At 71.5% G+C, this 14,354-nt stretch carries 10 protein-coding genes and 1 tRNA gene; 7 read left to right on the top strand and 4 right to left on the bottom strand.

Annotation, left to right across the window (positions count from 1 at the left end):
• The first annotated feature begins 39 nt into the window (after positions 1 to 39).
• From IE269_RS18810 to IE269_RS18830, 5 genes are all read left to right on the top strand, one after another.
• A complete protein-coding gene (locus IE269_RS18810) occupies positions 40 to 285 on the top strand; it encodes a hypothetical protein (protein ID WP_189824157.1) in 246 nt (81 codons plus the stop codon).
• A 41-nt stretch (positions 286 to 326) separates the two neighbouring features.
• Positions 327 to 1,157, top strand: coding sequence for a dimethylarginine dimethylaminohydrolase family protein (locus tag IE269_RS18815; RefSeq protein ID WP_189824158.1), 831 nt, complete (start codon positions 327 to 329; stop codon positions 1,155 to 1,157).
• Positions 1,154 to 2,101 (top strand): diiron oxygenase, encoded by a 948-nt coding sequence (locus tag IE269_RS18820; protein ID WP_189824159.1) that lies wholly within the window; start codon positions 1,154 to 1,156, stop codon positions 2,099 to 2,101. The genes IE269_RS18815 and IE269_RS18820 overlap by 4 nt, the downstream gene beginning before the upstream one ends.
• Positions 2,102 to 2,246: 145 nt before the next feature.
• A complete protein-coding gene (locus IE269_RS18825; RefSeq protein ID WP_189824160.1) occupies positions 2,247 to 3,215 on the top strand; it encodes an ornithine carbamoyltransferase in 969 nt (322 codons plus the stop codon).
• A gap of 63 nt (positions 3,216 to 3,278) precedes the next feature.
• Positions 3,279 to 6,086: a helix-turn-helix transcriptional regulator gene (locus IE269_RS18830; RefSeq protein ID WP_189824161.1), complete on the top strand. Its 2,808-nt coding sequence runs from the start codon at positions 3,279 to 3,281 to the stop codon at positions 6,084 to 6,086.
• Positions 6,087 to 6,114: 28 nt separating this feature from the next.
• On the opposite strand, the gene ectB is transcribed toward IE269_RS18830, so the two are convergent.
• Together ectB and IE269_RS18840 are read right to left on the bottom strand one after the other, a co-directional pair.
• Complete coding sequence (gene ectB / locus IE269_RS18835) at positions 6,115 to 7,383, bottom strand: diaminobutyrate--2-oxoglutarate transaminase (protein WP_189824162.1); 1,269 nt, start codon at positions 7,381 to 7,383, stop codon at positions 6,115 to 6,117.
• A gap of 108 nt (positions 7,384 to 7,491) precedes the next feature.
• Positions 7,492 to 8,469 carry an AMP-binding protein gene (locus IE269_RS18840; RefSeq protein WP_189824163.1) on the bottom strand — a complete coding sequence of 326 codons (978 nt, stop codon included), beginning with the start codon at positions 8,467 to 8,469 and terminating at the stop codon, positions 7,492 to 7,494.
• Positions 8,470 to 8,701: 232 nt separating this feature from the next.
• Here IE269_RS18840 and IE269_RS18845 point away from each other — a divergent pair, with 232 nt between their 5' ends.
• Both IE269_RS18845 and IE269_RS18850 read left to right on the top strand, forming a co-directional pair.
• Positions 8,702 to 9,442 carry a hotdog family protein gene (locus tag IE269_RS18845; RefSeq protein ID WP_229897899.1) on the top strand — a complete coding sequence of 247 codons (741 nt, stop codon included), beginning with the start codon at positions 8,702 to 8,704 and terminating at the stop codon, positions 9,440 to 9,442.
• Positions 9,439 to 12,540 carry a condensation domain-containing protein gene (locus IE269_RS18850; protein ID WP_189824164.1) on the top strand — a complete coding sequence of 1,034 codons (3,102 nt, stop codon included), beginning with the start codon at positions 9,439 to 9,441 and terminating at the stop codon, positions 12,538 to 12,540. Before IE269_RS18845 ends, IE269_RS18850 begins: the two co-directional genes overlap by 4 nt.
• Positions 12,541 to 12,678: 138 nt before the next feature.
• Here IE269_RS18850 and IE269_RS18855 read toward each other — a convergent pair whose 3' ends face one another.
• Both IE269_RS18855 and IE269_RS18860 read right to left on the bottom strand, forming a co-directional pair.
• Positions 12,679 to 13,674 carry a helix-turn-helix transcriptional regulator gene (locus IE269_RS18855; RefSeq protein WP_189824165.1) on the bottom strand — a complete coding sequence of 332 codons (996 nt, stop codon included), beginning with the start codon at positions 13,672 to 13,674 and terminating at the stop codon, positions 12,679 to 12,681.
• A 459-nt stretch (positions 13,675 to 14,133) separates the two neighbouring features.
• A tRNA-Arg gene (locus IE269_RS18860) sits at positions 14,134 to 14,206 on the bottom strand.
• Positions 14,207 to 14,354: the final 148 nt, after the last annotated feature.

A 14,354-nucleotide genomic window follows, 5' to 3' on the forward strand; every position in this document is an offset into this window, starting at 1 on the left:
GTGGCGGAAATGCCTTCCGCCGAGAAGAAGGAAGTGCTCATGACGGTCAGGAAGCCCTCTCGACGTATCGCCGCGGCCCTGCTGATCGCTGCGGGCGTGGCGGCATTCCCCACGGTCCAGAACGACGTCGGGTGGCAGTCGGGCGGTTCGGGTCGCGCCGCAGTGGCGGGCGACGTCGGGTGGCAGACGGGCGGTTCGGGTCGCGTGGCCGCGCTGGACGACGTCGGCTGGCAGTCGGGCGGTTCGGGTCGCGCCGAAGCGCTGGACGACGTCGGCTGGCAGTGAGCGCACGCCGTCCGTCCTTCACGAGCTTGAGAGGTCTCCCGATGGCTTCGCGCTTTCTCCTGTGCAGCCCCGACCACTTCGACGCCCCCCTCGAAGACGGTCCGCAGTCGCCCCGCGGCCGCACACCCGACTTGGAGGCCAGCTGGAACACCTGGTGGCAGCTGGTTGCCGACCTCAGGGAACTGGGCGCGGAGGTCCACCACTTCCCGTCCCGGCGCGGGCGCCCCGACATGGTGTTCCCGGGGGACCACGCCCTCGTCGACGGCGATCGCTTTCTGCGCGCCGAGCCCCGTGACCCGGCACGTCGTGACAGCGCGACGGACGGCGTGGACTGGCTGCTGCGCCGCGGCTTCACGGAACTGCCCTGGCCGGCGGACGAGCCGGAGGCCTTCCACAGCGGCGACGCCGTGGGATTCGCCGGCGTCCTGGTCTGCGGCACCGGAGCCCGTACGTCGTCCCGCGCAGCCCGCCGTGCCGGGCGCACCCTCGACGTCGAGACCGTCACCGTGCCCCTCGCCGACCCTCGACTGCCCGGTCTCGACCTGTGTTTCCTGCCCCTGGACGACCGGCGCGCACTGTATGCACCCGACGCCCTGTCCGCCGAAGGACGGCGCAGGATCGAACGGCTGGTACCCGAACCCATCATGATCACCCTCGACGAAGCGCTCCGCTTCTGCGCCAACTCCGTCGTGGTCGGCGACACCGTGGTGATGCCTGTCTGCCCGCCACGCGTCGAGCAGGTGCTGCGTGAGCAGGGCTTCGCGGTACGGGTGTCCCCGGTGGACGAATTCCTCGGCGCGGGCGGCGGCGTCCGCTCGATGGCCCTGAACCTCGACGTGCTGGAGCGACGCGTGCCGGCAGTGGCCCGATGACGTACACCATGGCCGAACTCAAGGTCTTCGAGAGCTGGTACGAGAAGGCGGGCGTGCGGTCCACGCCCCGCCGCCTCACCCCCCAGGACCAGGACATCCTCAAGAGCTTCTTCCCCAAGCACATCGTCCCGCACCTCAACCACCCCCTCCTGGAAGCCCAGGAAGCGCCCCTGAAGCGCTACGTCGAGGCCCAGCACCTCTACCAGTGGCTGAACTTCACCGCCGAGTTCGAGGTGTCGGTGGTACTGCGCGCCACCCAGAAGATCGCCGACAACAAGAGCGGACTCGAACTTTCCCGCCGCATCCGGATGGACGCCTTCAAGATCTGCGTGGACGAGAACTACCACGCGCTGTACAGCATGGACGCCGTGGACCAGGTGGAGCAGCGGTCCGGAATCAAGTCGCTCGACTACGAGTTCGCGCCGTTCCTGGCACGCCTCGACGGCGTGGCCGACGGCCACCCGCAGCACCGGGAGCTCGTCCAGCTCCTTCAGGTCGTCGTGTTCGAGACGCTGATCACGGCCTTGCTGAACGACGTGCCCAAGGACAAGGGGGTCATCACCCTGGTCCGGGACATCGTCCGGGACCACGCCATCGACGAGGGACGTCACCACGCCTACTTCGCCGCGTTCTTCAAGCACCTGTGGGGGCAGCTCTCGTCGAGCGAACGCGTTCTCGTGGCCCGGCTGCTGCCGGACATCATCGTGCAGTCCCTGCAACCGGCCACCCGCGCCGCCCGCACGGCCCTGTCCCAGGCAGGGCTCAGCGACCAGGCCGTGAACACGATCATCGAGGACTCGTACCACCGCGACGCGGTCATGGCCGGCATCGTCTACGCCTCCGAACGCACCGTGGCGCTGTTCCAGGAGTGCGGAGTGCTGGACGTCCCCGGGGCCCGCGAGGCCTTCGCGAAGGCCGGCTTCCCCCAGGCCCTGGACGCGTGAGCGGGCGCGGCCGGGAACGCCCTGCCGCGCGGAGCCGGGAATGCCCCGCCGCGCGGATCCGGGAATGCCCCGCCCCCCTTGCGACCGACCGAGCGCCCGAACCCCGGGCAAGGCAACAGACCACCCACCACACAGGGATGTGCACGTGAACACCGACCGGTTCTCGCCCCGTAAGCCGCTGCTGAGCCTGTCCGACCTCGCACCCGCAGAGGTCGCCCGCCTCGGACACACCGCCTTCGCCTACGGCGCCTCGCGGGCGCCCTTCGCGGGGCTGCTCGAAGGTGCCCGCGTCGGGCTCCTCTTCACCGCCCCCTCGACCCGCACCAGGACCTCGTACTGGAGCGCGGCCACCACCCTGGGCTGCCACACCCTGCACTTCGGCGCCGCCGACCTCCAGGTGGGCACCGGCGAGAGCTGGGGCGACACCGGTCTCGTCCTCGACAACTACCTGGACGCCGCCGTCGTACGCACCAACGGCCCGCAGCTCGACATGGCGGAGCTGGCCCGCGCGCTGCCGGCCACGATCAACGCGCTCAGCTACGAGGAGCACCCCACCCAGGCCATCGCGGACCTCAGTGCCCTGCGCGGCCACTTCGGGCCGCTCGGCGACGGCGGCCGCCCCCTGCGCCTCGCCTACCTCGGCCTCGTCAACAACACGGCCCGCGCCCTCGCGCTGCTCGCCGTCAAGACACCCGGGATGACCCTGGACGTCTACAGCCCGCAGGGCCGGGGCTTCACCGACGAAGAGCTCAAGGACCTGAATGCCCGGACCGACCGGGACGTGGTGCGCCAGTTCGACCGGGTGCCGAGCACACCGGACGCGGTCGACGCCGTGTACACCACCCGCTGGCAGTCCATGGGAGTGCCGTACGAGGACGAGAACTGGGCCGACGCCTTCCGCCCGTTCGCCGTCACCACGCAGACCATGAGCCGCTTCAGCAAGGACACCGAGGCGGTCTTCCTGCACGACCTGCCGGCCATGCGCGAGATGGAGGCCTCCAGCGAAGTCATCGACGGAAAGCTGTCGTTGGTGCGCAGCCAGGCGTACCACAAGGAGTCCGCGGCGGCGGCCGCCCTGCTGTGGGCTCTCGGCGACCGCCAGGTGTCCGCCTGACGCGGGAGCCCGCCTGACCCACGGGCAGCTCGCACCACCACGCCATCGAGGGGAAGGTCTCCGGTGTACCTCGTCGAACGGGACGATCACATCCTGTGCCTGGGACGGCTGTTCCGGCAGGCCGCCGAGGGCACGGGCGCTGCCGTGCTGATCGAAGGGGCGCCGGCCGACGGCAAGACGGAGCTGCTGCGCCGGGCAGTGGACGAGGCGGAGCGCGCCGGAGCGCTCGTGCTGCACGCGTCCTGTGCGCGGGCCGAACGCACTCTCGCCTTCGGGGTGCTGGACCAACTGCTGCACAGCGTTCGGCCGCCCGCCCCGATCGCGGACCGGCTCGCACGCGCCCTGGAGCGGGCCGTCGCGGCGACCGCGACCGACGGGTCCGGGCCGACGGGTCCGGACTGGTCGGTCGGCCCCGACATGGCCCACGCCCTGCGCGACCTGACCCAGCCCCTCCTCGAACTGGCCCAAAGCGCACCGGTGGTGGTCGCCGTCGACGACGTCCACTGGGGGGACATTCCCTCCCTGCACTATCTGCTCTATCTCATACGCCGGCTGCGCTCGGCCCGCATCGTGGTCGTCCTGACCTCCGGGACCGAGCCGCAGGCCGATCCCGAAACGGCGTTCGTCCGCTCCGCCTTCTTCGCCGAACTGTCGGGCCGACCGCACTGCGAGACGCTGCGGGTGCTGCCGCTGTCCGACTCCGGAGCGCTGCGCATGGCCCGGGCCGCGCTCGGCGCGGCGGGTGCGGCCCGGCTCGCCGAGCGACTGCCGCAGGCGGCGGGCAACCCGCTGCTCACCCGTGCCCTGATCGAGGACGCACGGTCGGCCCCCGGTCACGAAGGCCGCAGCGACGACGCCTATGTGCGTGCCGTGCTGGGCCTGATCCACCGCGGCTCGCCGCACGGCCTCGCACGCACCGCGCATGCCCTCGCCGTGCTGGGCGACGGGGCGGACCCCACCGTGCTCGGCCGGGTCGCCGGGCTCGACAGCGGCGCCGTCGAACAGTGCCTGCGGTTTCTCACCGATGCCGGGGTGGTGCACCGGGGGACCTACCGGCGCGGTGCCGCCCGACAGGGCGTGCTGCACACCATGCCCGCGGAAGAGCGTGCCGAACTGAGGCAGCGCGCAGCACGGCTGCTCCACGACGGCGGAGCCCCGGCGGAGCGCGTCACCGACCTGCTGCTGGCCTGCGGGCCGCGCCCGCAGCCCTGGGCGGTGCCCGTACTCGTGGAGTCCGCGCACCGGGAGCGGCGCGCGGGCTCCCCCGACCGGGCCGCCGCGGCACTCGAACTCGCCCTCGCCGGCACCACCGACGACCGCGAGCGCGCCGTGACATCGACGGCCCTGGCCGCCGTGCTGTGGCAGACCGCACCCGTCGGCGTGCACCCCCACCTCGATCCGCTGGTGCGCGCCGCCGACGCAGGCCTCCTCGGCACGGCCGAGATCCGCGAACTGCTGCACCAGTTGCTCTGGCACGGCCGGCACGAGGCGGCCCGCCGGGTGCTCGCCGGGCTGCCCACGGACGGCGGTGGACGTGCCGTCGACGCCGACCTGCTCGACACACTGCGGTGGATCGCCTGGGCCCACCCGACGGTCATGGCAGGCACGGGTGAGGCGGCGGCGTGGGACGCGTCGTCCCACGCCGCGGCGCGTTTTCGGCCCGCGTTCGTTCTCGCCGACGCACTGGTACGGGGCCGGGCCGACGGTGCCGTCGGCCAAGCCGAGCACATCCTCGACGAACACACCCGGCTGCACGACGACGTGGGGGCCTGCGCGACGATCCAGACGGCGCTGACCGTCCTCTCCACGGCGGGGCGGACCTTCGCTGCCGCGCGCTGGTGCGACCACCACCTGGCCGACGGCCACATCCTCGCGCCGACCCGCGGCGCCCTCCTGCATGCCGTACGCGCCGAACTGGCCCTGCACAGCGGCGATGTGCCCACCGCGTACGACCATGCGCAGACCGCCCTCGACCGGCTCCCCCCGTCGTCCTGGGGCGTGGTGGTGGGTCTGCCGCTGAGCGTCGCCGTCCTGTCCGCCGTCCGCACGGGACGGACCGAGGACTCCGCCGCGCTGCTGGCGAAGCCCGTACCGCAGGCGATGTTCGACACCCGCTACGGTCTGCTCTATCTGCATGCCCGCGGCCATCACCAGCTGGCGACGGGCCGCCCCTACGCGGCACTGGAGGACTTCCTGCGCTGCGGCGAACTCATGCGCGCCTGGGGGATCGACGTACCGGGCACCGTGCCGTGGCGCACCGCCGCGGGCGAGGCCTGGCTCGCTCTCGGCAACGTCGAGGAGGCCGCACGGCTGGCCGGCGCGCAGCTCGCCCTCTCGGACAGGGCCCCGGCCGAGCGCGGCCGTGCCCTGAGGCTGCTCGCGGTCTCGGCCCCCTGGGACCGGCGCCCCGCCCTGCTCACCGAGGCCCTGGAGCTCTTGGACGGCTGCGGTGACCAGTACGAGTCGATCCGGGTGCTCAGGGACCTGGGCGAGGTGTTCCGCAGGCTCGGCGACAGTACCCGTGCGCGCGCCTGTACCCGCCGCGCCCGTCGCATGTCCGGTGCGCACGGTGCGGCGCTCCCCGGCGACGCCCTGCCCCAACTGCCGCCGGAAACCGCACCCGTGGCGTCCCGCGAGGCTGCGGACCGGGTCTTCCTCACGGACTCCGAGACCCGTGTCGCGGAGCTCGCCGTGCGCGGACACACCAACCGGGAGATCGCGACCAAGCTCTTCGTGTCCGCCAGCACGGTCGAGCAGCACCTCACCCGCGTCTACAAGAAGCTCGGTGTCCGCAGCCGCAAACAACTGCCGGCCGGTCTGCAGGGAGTGCCGGGCCGCGCGCCGGAGGCCGGACCCGCCCTGGCCTCCTGACCCGCGCACCCGGCGCCGCCCCGCGTGCTCACGCGGTGTCGGTGACCGCGCGGGTAATCAGGTCGAGGCCCCAGTCCAGTTCGTCGGCGGTGCAGGTCAGCGGCGGCAGGAGCTTCACCACCTCGTCGCGCGGCCCCGCCGTCTCGATCACCAGGCCCCGCTCGAAGCAACGGGTGCGCACGGCGTCGGCCCGCTCGGGGGAGTCGAACGCGAGGCCCCACACCAGGCCACGCCCGCGCATCGACGTCCCCTCGCCCTTGGTGCTCCGGCAGATGCGGCGCAGCGCCTCCTCGGTCTGCTCGCCGCGCGCGAAGATCTGCTTCTCCAGCTGTGCGTCCGCCCAGTACGCGTGCAGCGCGGCCGTGGCGGTCACGAAGGCCGGATTGGGCCCGCGGAAGGTGCCGTTGTGCTCACCGGGCTCCCACACGTCGAGCTCCGGGCGCAGCAAGGTGACAGCCAGCGGAAGTCCGTAGCCGCTCAGGGACTTCGACAAGGTGACGATGTCCGGCACGATCCCGGCCTCCTCGAACGAGAAGAACGTGCCGGTACGGCCACAGCCCATCTGGATGTCGTCGACGATCAGCAGCATGTCATGACGCTTGCAGATACGGTCCAGCGCACGCAGCCACTCGGGCCGCGCCACATTGATGCCGCCCTCGCCCTGCACGGTCTCGACGATCACGGCTGCCGGGTGCGGGAACCCGGACCCCTTGTCCTCCAACAGCCGGGTGAACCAGCGGAAGTCCGGCTCCTCGTCGGTTCCCTGGGTGTCGAACGGCATGTGGTAGGAGGGCAGCCGGGGTATGCCCGGGTTCTTGCGCCGAGCGCCGCTGCCGCTGACGGACATCGCCCCGAGCGACATTCCGTGGAAGGCGTTGGTGAACGACACGACGGCCTCGCGTCCGGTCACCTTGCGGGCCAGCTTCAGGGCCGCCTCGACCGCGTTGGTGCCCGAGGGGCCGGGGAACATCACCTTGTGGTCGAGCCCGCGGGGCCGCAGCACGAATTCCTCGAAGGCCTGCAGGAAGGAACGCTTGGCGCCGGTGAACATGTCCAGACTGTGAGTGATTCCGTCCCCGGTCAGATACTCGATCAACGCACGCTTCAGTACCGGGTTGTTGTGCCCGTAGTTGAGTGTGCCGGCGCCGACGAAGAAGTCCAGAAAGGCCCGGCCGCCCTCGTCGTACATATGGCTGCCCTGGGCTCGGGTGAAGACAGTCGGCCAGGCGCGGCAGTAGCTGCGCACCTCGGATTCGAGCGAGGTGAAAACGGCCGTGTCGGCCTTCAAGTCGACCATGCGGACTCCTGTGACGGGTGTGGGGTGGCAAGAGGGGGCGTCCTGCTCCGAACGCGGACGCGGACCCGGACAGGGACTCGTGGGTCCCCGTTCGGGAGCGGGCCACGGTCAGCCGGTGGTGACCAGCTCCGCGTAGCAGGCGATGTCGGTGGCCTCCGTGGGGCCGTACACGTTCAGGATCCGGGCGTTGAAGTGGTCCGAATCGATCCACGGGCGCAGTGCCGACAGGTCCGGGGGCTCCGCGCCGAGCGCCAGACAGCGCAGGGCGGAAAGCTGCCTGAAGCCTTCGGCTGCCGCCAGGTCCACCACCGGATGGAACTGGCTGGGGACGGCGGGGTTGAACACGGAGATGCGCTCCCGGCCGAGCCAGTCGAGCAGCGCGGCCGGATCGAAGGGGCCCTCGGGGAAGAGGACGACGGTCGCACCGGTCAGCAGCGGTGTGAGATAGCTGCGGATGGACGCGTCGAAGCTGGACGCGATGATGTGGAGCACCCGGCCGCCCTCGTGGATGCCGCAGGCGTCCCGGCACCAGGTCAGCGTGTTGACCAGGGAATCCATGCCGACCTGCACGCTCTTGGGCCGCCCGGTCGAACCGGAGGTCTGGATGACGTACGCGGCGGCCTCGGGCGCATGCCGGTCGGGCAGTGCGGAGAGCTCGCCCGCCCGGTGCGCCGCCGACAGCGCCGCGACGTCGACGCGGGTCACACCGTGCGCCGGGTTCAGTTCGGGCAGCCGGTCGTCCAGGTCCCGCCGGCTCAGCACCACGGGCGGGCAGGTGTCCTCGGTCAGGGCACTCAGGCGCGAATCGGGCAGCGCGGGGTTCAGCGGGGTGTACACGCCACCGGCCCGCAGCACCGCGAGCATCGACACGACCAGTTCGTACGAGCGCGGCAGCAGGACGCCCACCGACACCTCGCGGCCGACGCCCAGGCTCACCAGGCGGTGCGCCAACACCTCCACGTCACGGGCGAGTTCCTCGTACGAATGGCGGTTGTCGCCGTCGACGACGGCTTCCGCACCGGGATGGCGTGCGGCCTGTTCCACGAAGAGCGCGCCGACGGTGCGCCCTTCCCACGACGTATTCACATGACCTCACAGGGGATGCGGAAGGGGCGGACAGAAGGGCAGGCCAAGGAAAAGCCGGTGAGGGAACGCGGTGCAACGCCCTGCCGCGGGCTCTGTGGTCTTTCCGTTCCCACCGTGTGGAAGTGCGGGTGCGAGGCAAGGGGGGTTTAGGGGGTTGTGGCCCTGCGCCGGCGGATGCGGGAATGGCCGGGAATCCATCCGTGCCGCATCGACGTCCGGGAGCCCGAAGACCGTGCCATCCTCCGTATCCATCGGCAGGCGCCACAACGGTCCCCCCGACAGCGCCAACGGGGGCTACGCCTGCGGTCTGTTCGCGGCCGCCGCGCGACCCGCGTTGCCTCCCTCCGGCGCCGGACCCCTCGACGTCGCGGTGCAACTCCTCGCTCCGCCGCCGCTCGACACCGCGTTGCGGTCGGTCGTCACCGGCCGACGCGTGACGTTCTGGCACGACGACACCCTCGTCGCGTCGGCCGCGGCGGGCCGTGTGCCCGACGCACCGATCGCGTCCGTGGACCTGGCGGCGGCCCGCACGGCGGAACAGGGGTACGCGGGGCGCGAAAGCCACCCGTACGGCACCTGCTACGTGTGCGGACCCGACCACCGGGACCGAGGGCTGGCGCTGGCTCCGGGCCCCGTGTCCGGCCGGCCGGACACGGCGGCGTGCACCTGGACCCCCACCGCCGAGCACGCGGATGAACACGGCTTCGTGAAGCCGGAGTTGATCTGGGCGGTTCTGGACTGCCCCGGCGGCTGGACCCTCGACCCGGTGTCGTCACCGCTGGTCCTCGGCCGGATGACCGCGCGGGTGCACGCACGGCCCAGGGTCGGCGAGACCACGGTCATCGTCGCCCGAGGCACCCCGGGCAGGGGCAGGACCGCCCCCTGCGAGACGGCAATCTTCCGCCCCGACGGCACGGAACTCGCCCGGAGTTCTGCCGTGTGGGTGCGACGAGACGAGAAGGCTCTGTCATGACGATCCCCAGTGCGCCGCACCAGGCCACCGCCCCACCCACGGGCACCGCGCCGGCGGGAACCCGGCCGGCCGCCGCACCACGGCGCGCCCCCCGGATCGAGGACATCCTCGATCTGACCCCCCTGCAGCAAGGACTGCTGTTCCACGCCGAGTTCGACGACACCGAAGAGGGCCTCTACTCCATTCAGCTGGGGCTGCGCCTCGAAGGCGGGCTCGACACGGCCGCGCTGTGGCGCGCGGTGGACGCGCTGTTCGCCCGGCACGCCAATCTGCGTGCCGCGTTCAGGCACCGCAGAACGGGCGAGCCGGTGCAGATCATTCCCGACCGGGTCCGTGTGCCGTGCGTCGAGCACGACCTGTCGGGTCTCGACCCGGCGCGCGCGCAGAGCGAGCTGGAGCGCCTGGCCGAGCGGCAGCGCACCACGCGCTTCGACCTGGGCAGGCCCCCCGCCCTGCGGTTCGCGCTCGTCCGGCTCGCAGAGACGCGGCACCACCTCATCCTGACGTGCCATCACATTCTGCTCGACGGATGGTCGCTGCCGCTGCTGGTGGACGAGTTGGGCACTCTCTACCGCACCGCTGCCGCGGGCGGACGCGTGCCCGACGACGCGGGCCTGCCCGACGTGGCGCCCTACCGCGACCATCTGACGTGGCTGGCAGGCAGGGACACCGAGTCCGCGAAGCAGGAGTGGCGCCGCGCGCTCGAGGGGGTCGACGGGCCGACGTACCTCGTGCCCGGAGGCCGTGCCACCGGCGTACCGGTCAAGCGTCAGCTCACCCTGTCCGCCGCGGTCTCCGGCAGGCTGACCGATCTCGCGCGAGGCCGCGGCCTCACCCTCAACACCGTCGTCCAAGGTGCCTGGGGGATACTGCTCGGCCGCCTCACCCGGCGTGACGATGTCATCTTCGGCGCCGTGGTGTCCGGCAGACCGCCGGAGCTCCCCGGCGCGGAGCGGATGATCGGCCTGTTCATCAACACGATCCCGCTGCGGGTACGCACCCGCCAGGACGAGCCCGTCGCCGAACTGCTGTCACGCCTGCAGGACGAGCAGTCCCGCCTGTTCGAGCATCAGCACGTGGGCCTCGCCGAGACCCAGCGCCTCGCATCCGCCGGCGATCTCTTCGACACGCTGCTGCTGTTCCAGAACTACCCGTCGAGTCCCGACGAGGACGTCGAAAGCGGGGGCCTGCGCATCGTCGCCACGGACTCCAACGACGCCACCCACTATCCCGTCAGCCTCATGGCCGTACCCGGCGACGAGATGCTGCTGGACCTGACGTACCGCGCCGACGCGGCCGTGCCGGGTGGGGCCGAGCGGCTCCTCGGCCGGCTCGCCGCAGTCCTGGAACAGATCGCCCGCAGTCCCGACATCGCGGTGGGCGACCTCGACGTCGTCTCGGCCGACGAGCGGGCGCTACTGCTGGACGAGTGGAACCACACTCCGGGCGAGCGCGCGCCGGTGCCGCCCGGAGTCGCGGCCCCGATCGGCAGGCCCATTCCCCGAGACCGCGCCTACGTCCTGGGTCCCGGCGGTGAACTGCTGCCCCCCGAGGTCATGGGCGAGCTGCATCTGGCGGGCGCGGGTCTGGCACGCGGCTACATCAACCGCCCCGCCCTGACGGCGGCCGCCTTCGTGCCGGATCCCTTCGGCCCGCCCGGCACCCGCATGTACCGCACCGGCGACCTGGCCCGCTGGCGCGCGGACGGGCAGATCGAGTACCTGGGCCGGGCCGACCACCAGGTGAAGATCCGCGGCTACCGCGTCGAACTCGCCGAGATCGAGGCGGTGCTGGCCGGCCACCCGGCGCTGACCGGTGCTGCCGTACTCGCCCGCGAGGACACGCCGGGGCACAAGCGGCTCGTCGGCTATGCCGTGGCCCGTCCCGGCGACCGGCCCGGTGACGACGAACTGCGCCGGCACATCGGAGCACGGTTGCCCGACTACATGGTCCCCTCGGTGTTCGTGTGGCTCGATTCCCTCCCCGTCACCACCCACGGCAAGGTCGACCGCAAGGCCCTTCCCGCGCCCGGTTCCAGCGGCACGGGCACAGGCCCCAAGCCGCGCACCGCGAAGGAGAAGGCCCTGTGCGCGGCCATCGGCGAGGTGCTCGACGTACCGGACGTCACCCTCGACGACAACCTCTTCGACCTGGGCTGCGACTCGTTGACCGCGGCCCTCCTGATCGGCCGCGTGAATGCCGCCCTGGGGCTGCGGCTGAACATCCGTTCGCTGTACGAGTCTCCCACCGCGGCCGGAATCCTGGCCGAAGCCGGGGCGGACAAGGAGGGAGCGTCGGCGGCAGGTCTCGACACGCTGCTGCCCATCCGCGCCGACGGCGGCCGGGCGCCCCTGTTCTGCTTCCACCCGGGAAGCGGCCTCAGCTGGTGCTACACCGGGTTCGCCCGGCATCTCGGTCCCGACCAGCCGATCCTCGGGCTGCAGGCCGCGATCCTCGTCGACCCGGACGCGGCACCGGACACCGTGGAGCACATGGCCGAGCGCTGCCTGGAACTGATGCGCCGGGTGCAGCCGAGCGGGCCGTACCGACTGCTCGGCTGGTCGTTCGGCGGAGTCGTGGCGCACGCGGTCGCCTGTCTGCTCCAACAGCGGGGTGAGCGGGTCGAGTTCGTGGCACTCCTCGACTCCTTCCCGCTGGCCTCTCCCGACGGCCCGGACGGTGGACACACGCCGGCCGATGAGCGCAGGCTCTTCGCCGAGGGCCTCGGACTCGATCCCGCCCCCCTCGCCGAGGGCGAGATCACCCCGCGCCGCGTCCTCGACGCGGCCTCCGCCGAGGGCAACGCACTCTCCGAGCTCGACGAGCAGGCCGTCACCGCGCTGATGAAGGCCGCAGCCCACCACATCGGGCTGATGAGCCGGCACACCCCCGGCGTGTTCCACGGGGACGTGCTGTCCTTCGACGCCGGGAGCGGACGTCCCGTACCCGAGTCGTCGGCCGAGCTGTGGCGGCCCTTCGTCACCGGCGCGATCGAGAACCACGTGGTCGCGGGACCGCACATGGCGATGACTAGCCCTCGGGCACTCGACCACATCGGACCGATCGTGTCGCGCCGACTGAGCGGGACGGACGACTGAGCGGGACGGGCGACTGAGCGGGACGAACGACTGAGCGGGACGGGCGGCGCCCGGGGAGCGGCACGCGGAGGGCACCGGGAAGGTGCCTCGGACTGCCCCGGACGCCCGCTCTCGACCGGATCGGGAAGCGGAAAACGCCTACGGCGTGGCGATCCAGCCCCGCTGGGCCGCCTGGACGGCCAGTTCGAACCTGCTGCGGGAACCCGTGCGACTCATCAGGTCCGCGGTGATCCGGCGGGTCGTCCGCACGGACACGCCCAGCCGGCGGGCCACGGTCTCGTCCGTGTGTCCGTCGGCCAGCAGGCCGAGGATGGCGAGCTCCTTGTCGCTGGCCGAGTCGTCGGGTGACTGCGTCGGCTCGTTCGGCACGAGAGGAAGTGACTCACGCCACAGCATGTCGAAGAGCGAGCACATGGCGACGACGAAGGCGGACCCCTTCACCACGAGGGCTCCGCTGCCCGAGGCGTCCGTGTTGACCGGAGCGATGGCGATCTCCCGGTCGAAGATCAGCATGCGCGAGGGCACGGTGGCGAGGGTACGTATCTGAGCCCCGGAATCCATCAGCCAGTGGGCGTACTTGAGCGATTCCCGGTCGTTGCGGATGCTTTCGAGATAGATCGTGCGCAGGTTCACGCCCCGGTCGAGCAGCATCTGGTTCAGCGGCCGCCCCGCGTCGCGATTGGCATGTGTCTGCGCGCCGTCCGGCGCGACCGACATGACCTCGCTGCGACTCTCGTACGAGAACTGTTCGATACGGGCGCGAATCGAGTCGATGCCGATCAGCCGCTCGACCTCGCTGGTGTCATGGGCGCGTACGGACCGCAGGAAGTCGTCTTCCAGCTGCGCGGCCAGCACCTTGCACTGGGCGAGGTCCTGCTGGGAGCGCGTCAGTGCGACCTCCCGACGGGCGATCAGAGCCATCAGCCCGATCTGCGGGCTCACCGGCTGGAGGTTTCCGGAGGCCTCCCACGAGGGGCGAACCAGCTGCTGTTCGGCCAGCTCGTCCAGTGCCCGGTGAATTCTGTCGGGCGGCCAACCCAGTTCCTCGGACAGATCCTCCACACCGATACCGGGCTTGTGCAGCATCTCTTGGTAGACCTTGAGCGCACGTTCACCCAGCCCCAGAAACTCCACAGCTCCCCCAAAGTTGCCTCAAAGTCGCCATCCCGGCCGAGGAAGTCAACCGTCGATCAAGGCCCGGCTCACGTCATCAAACACGCCTGCCCCGGGTAGATCAAGTGTCCATTGAGTCAAGGCTCCGCAGACCTGACCATGGCCGTGACATGCAGGTCTGCCGAGCCCACAGTCCGGCATCCTGCGCATGACGACCCGGGTCCGGCAGCGGAGACGGCGTGCTGGACGGAGCCCGGACAGGCTGTCCCACCTCCCGGTATTCGCAGTGCAGGGCGGCCAATTCTGCCGGTCGGGGAGGGGGCGGGTGGGCCGGCGGGTGAGGTGCCGGACGGCGGGCGCCTCAGGGATGCCGCGCAACGGACCCGCTCGCGCGGAGCGGCCACTTCCGCCGAGCCCGGACTGCTGAAGTGGTCCGGGCGCCACGGGGACGAGTGCGTTCCACACTTCCCCTGTGCTGTGCGCCCCCGGCAGGACTCGAACCTGCGGCCAAGCGCTTAGAAGGCGCCTGCTCTATCCACTGAGCTACGGGGGCCGGGTGGTGGGCCTGGGGCCCGGGTCGGCCGGTGGGGCCGGTTGTGGCCGTTGCCGGGGACAAGGATAGGGCTCCGATCGCCTTGGCCCGGTTGCTTCACCTGCGTGGCACGATGTGGAGGTTCGGTGAAGCGACCCCGATAATCGCA

It is taken from the genome of Streptomyces spiroverticillatus (genome assembly GCA_014650415.1).
GTDB classification, from domain to species: domain Bacteria; phylum Actinomycetota; class Actinomycetes; order Streptomycetales; family Streptomycetaceae; genus Streptomyces; species Streptomyces spiroverticillatus.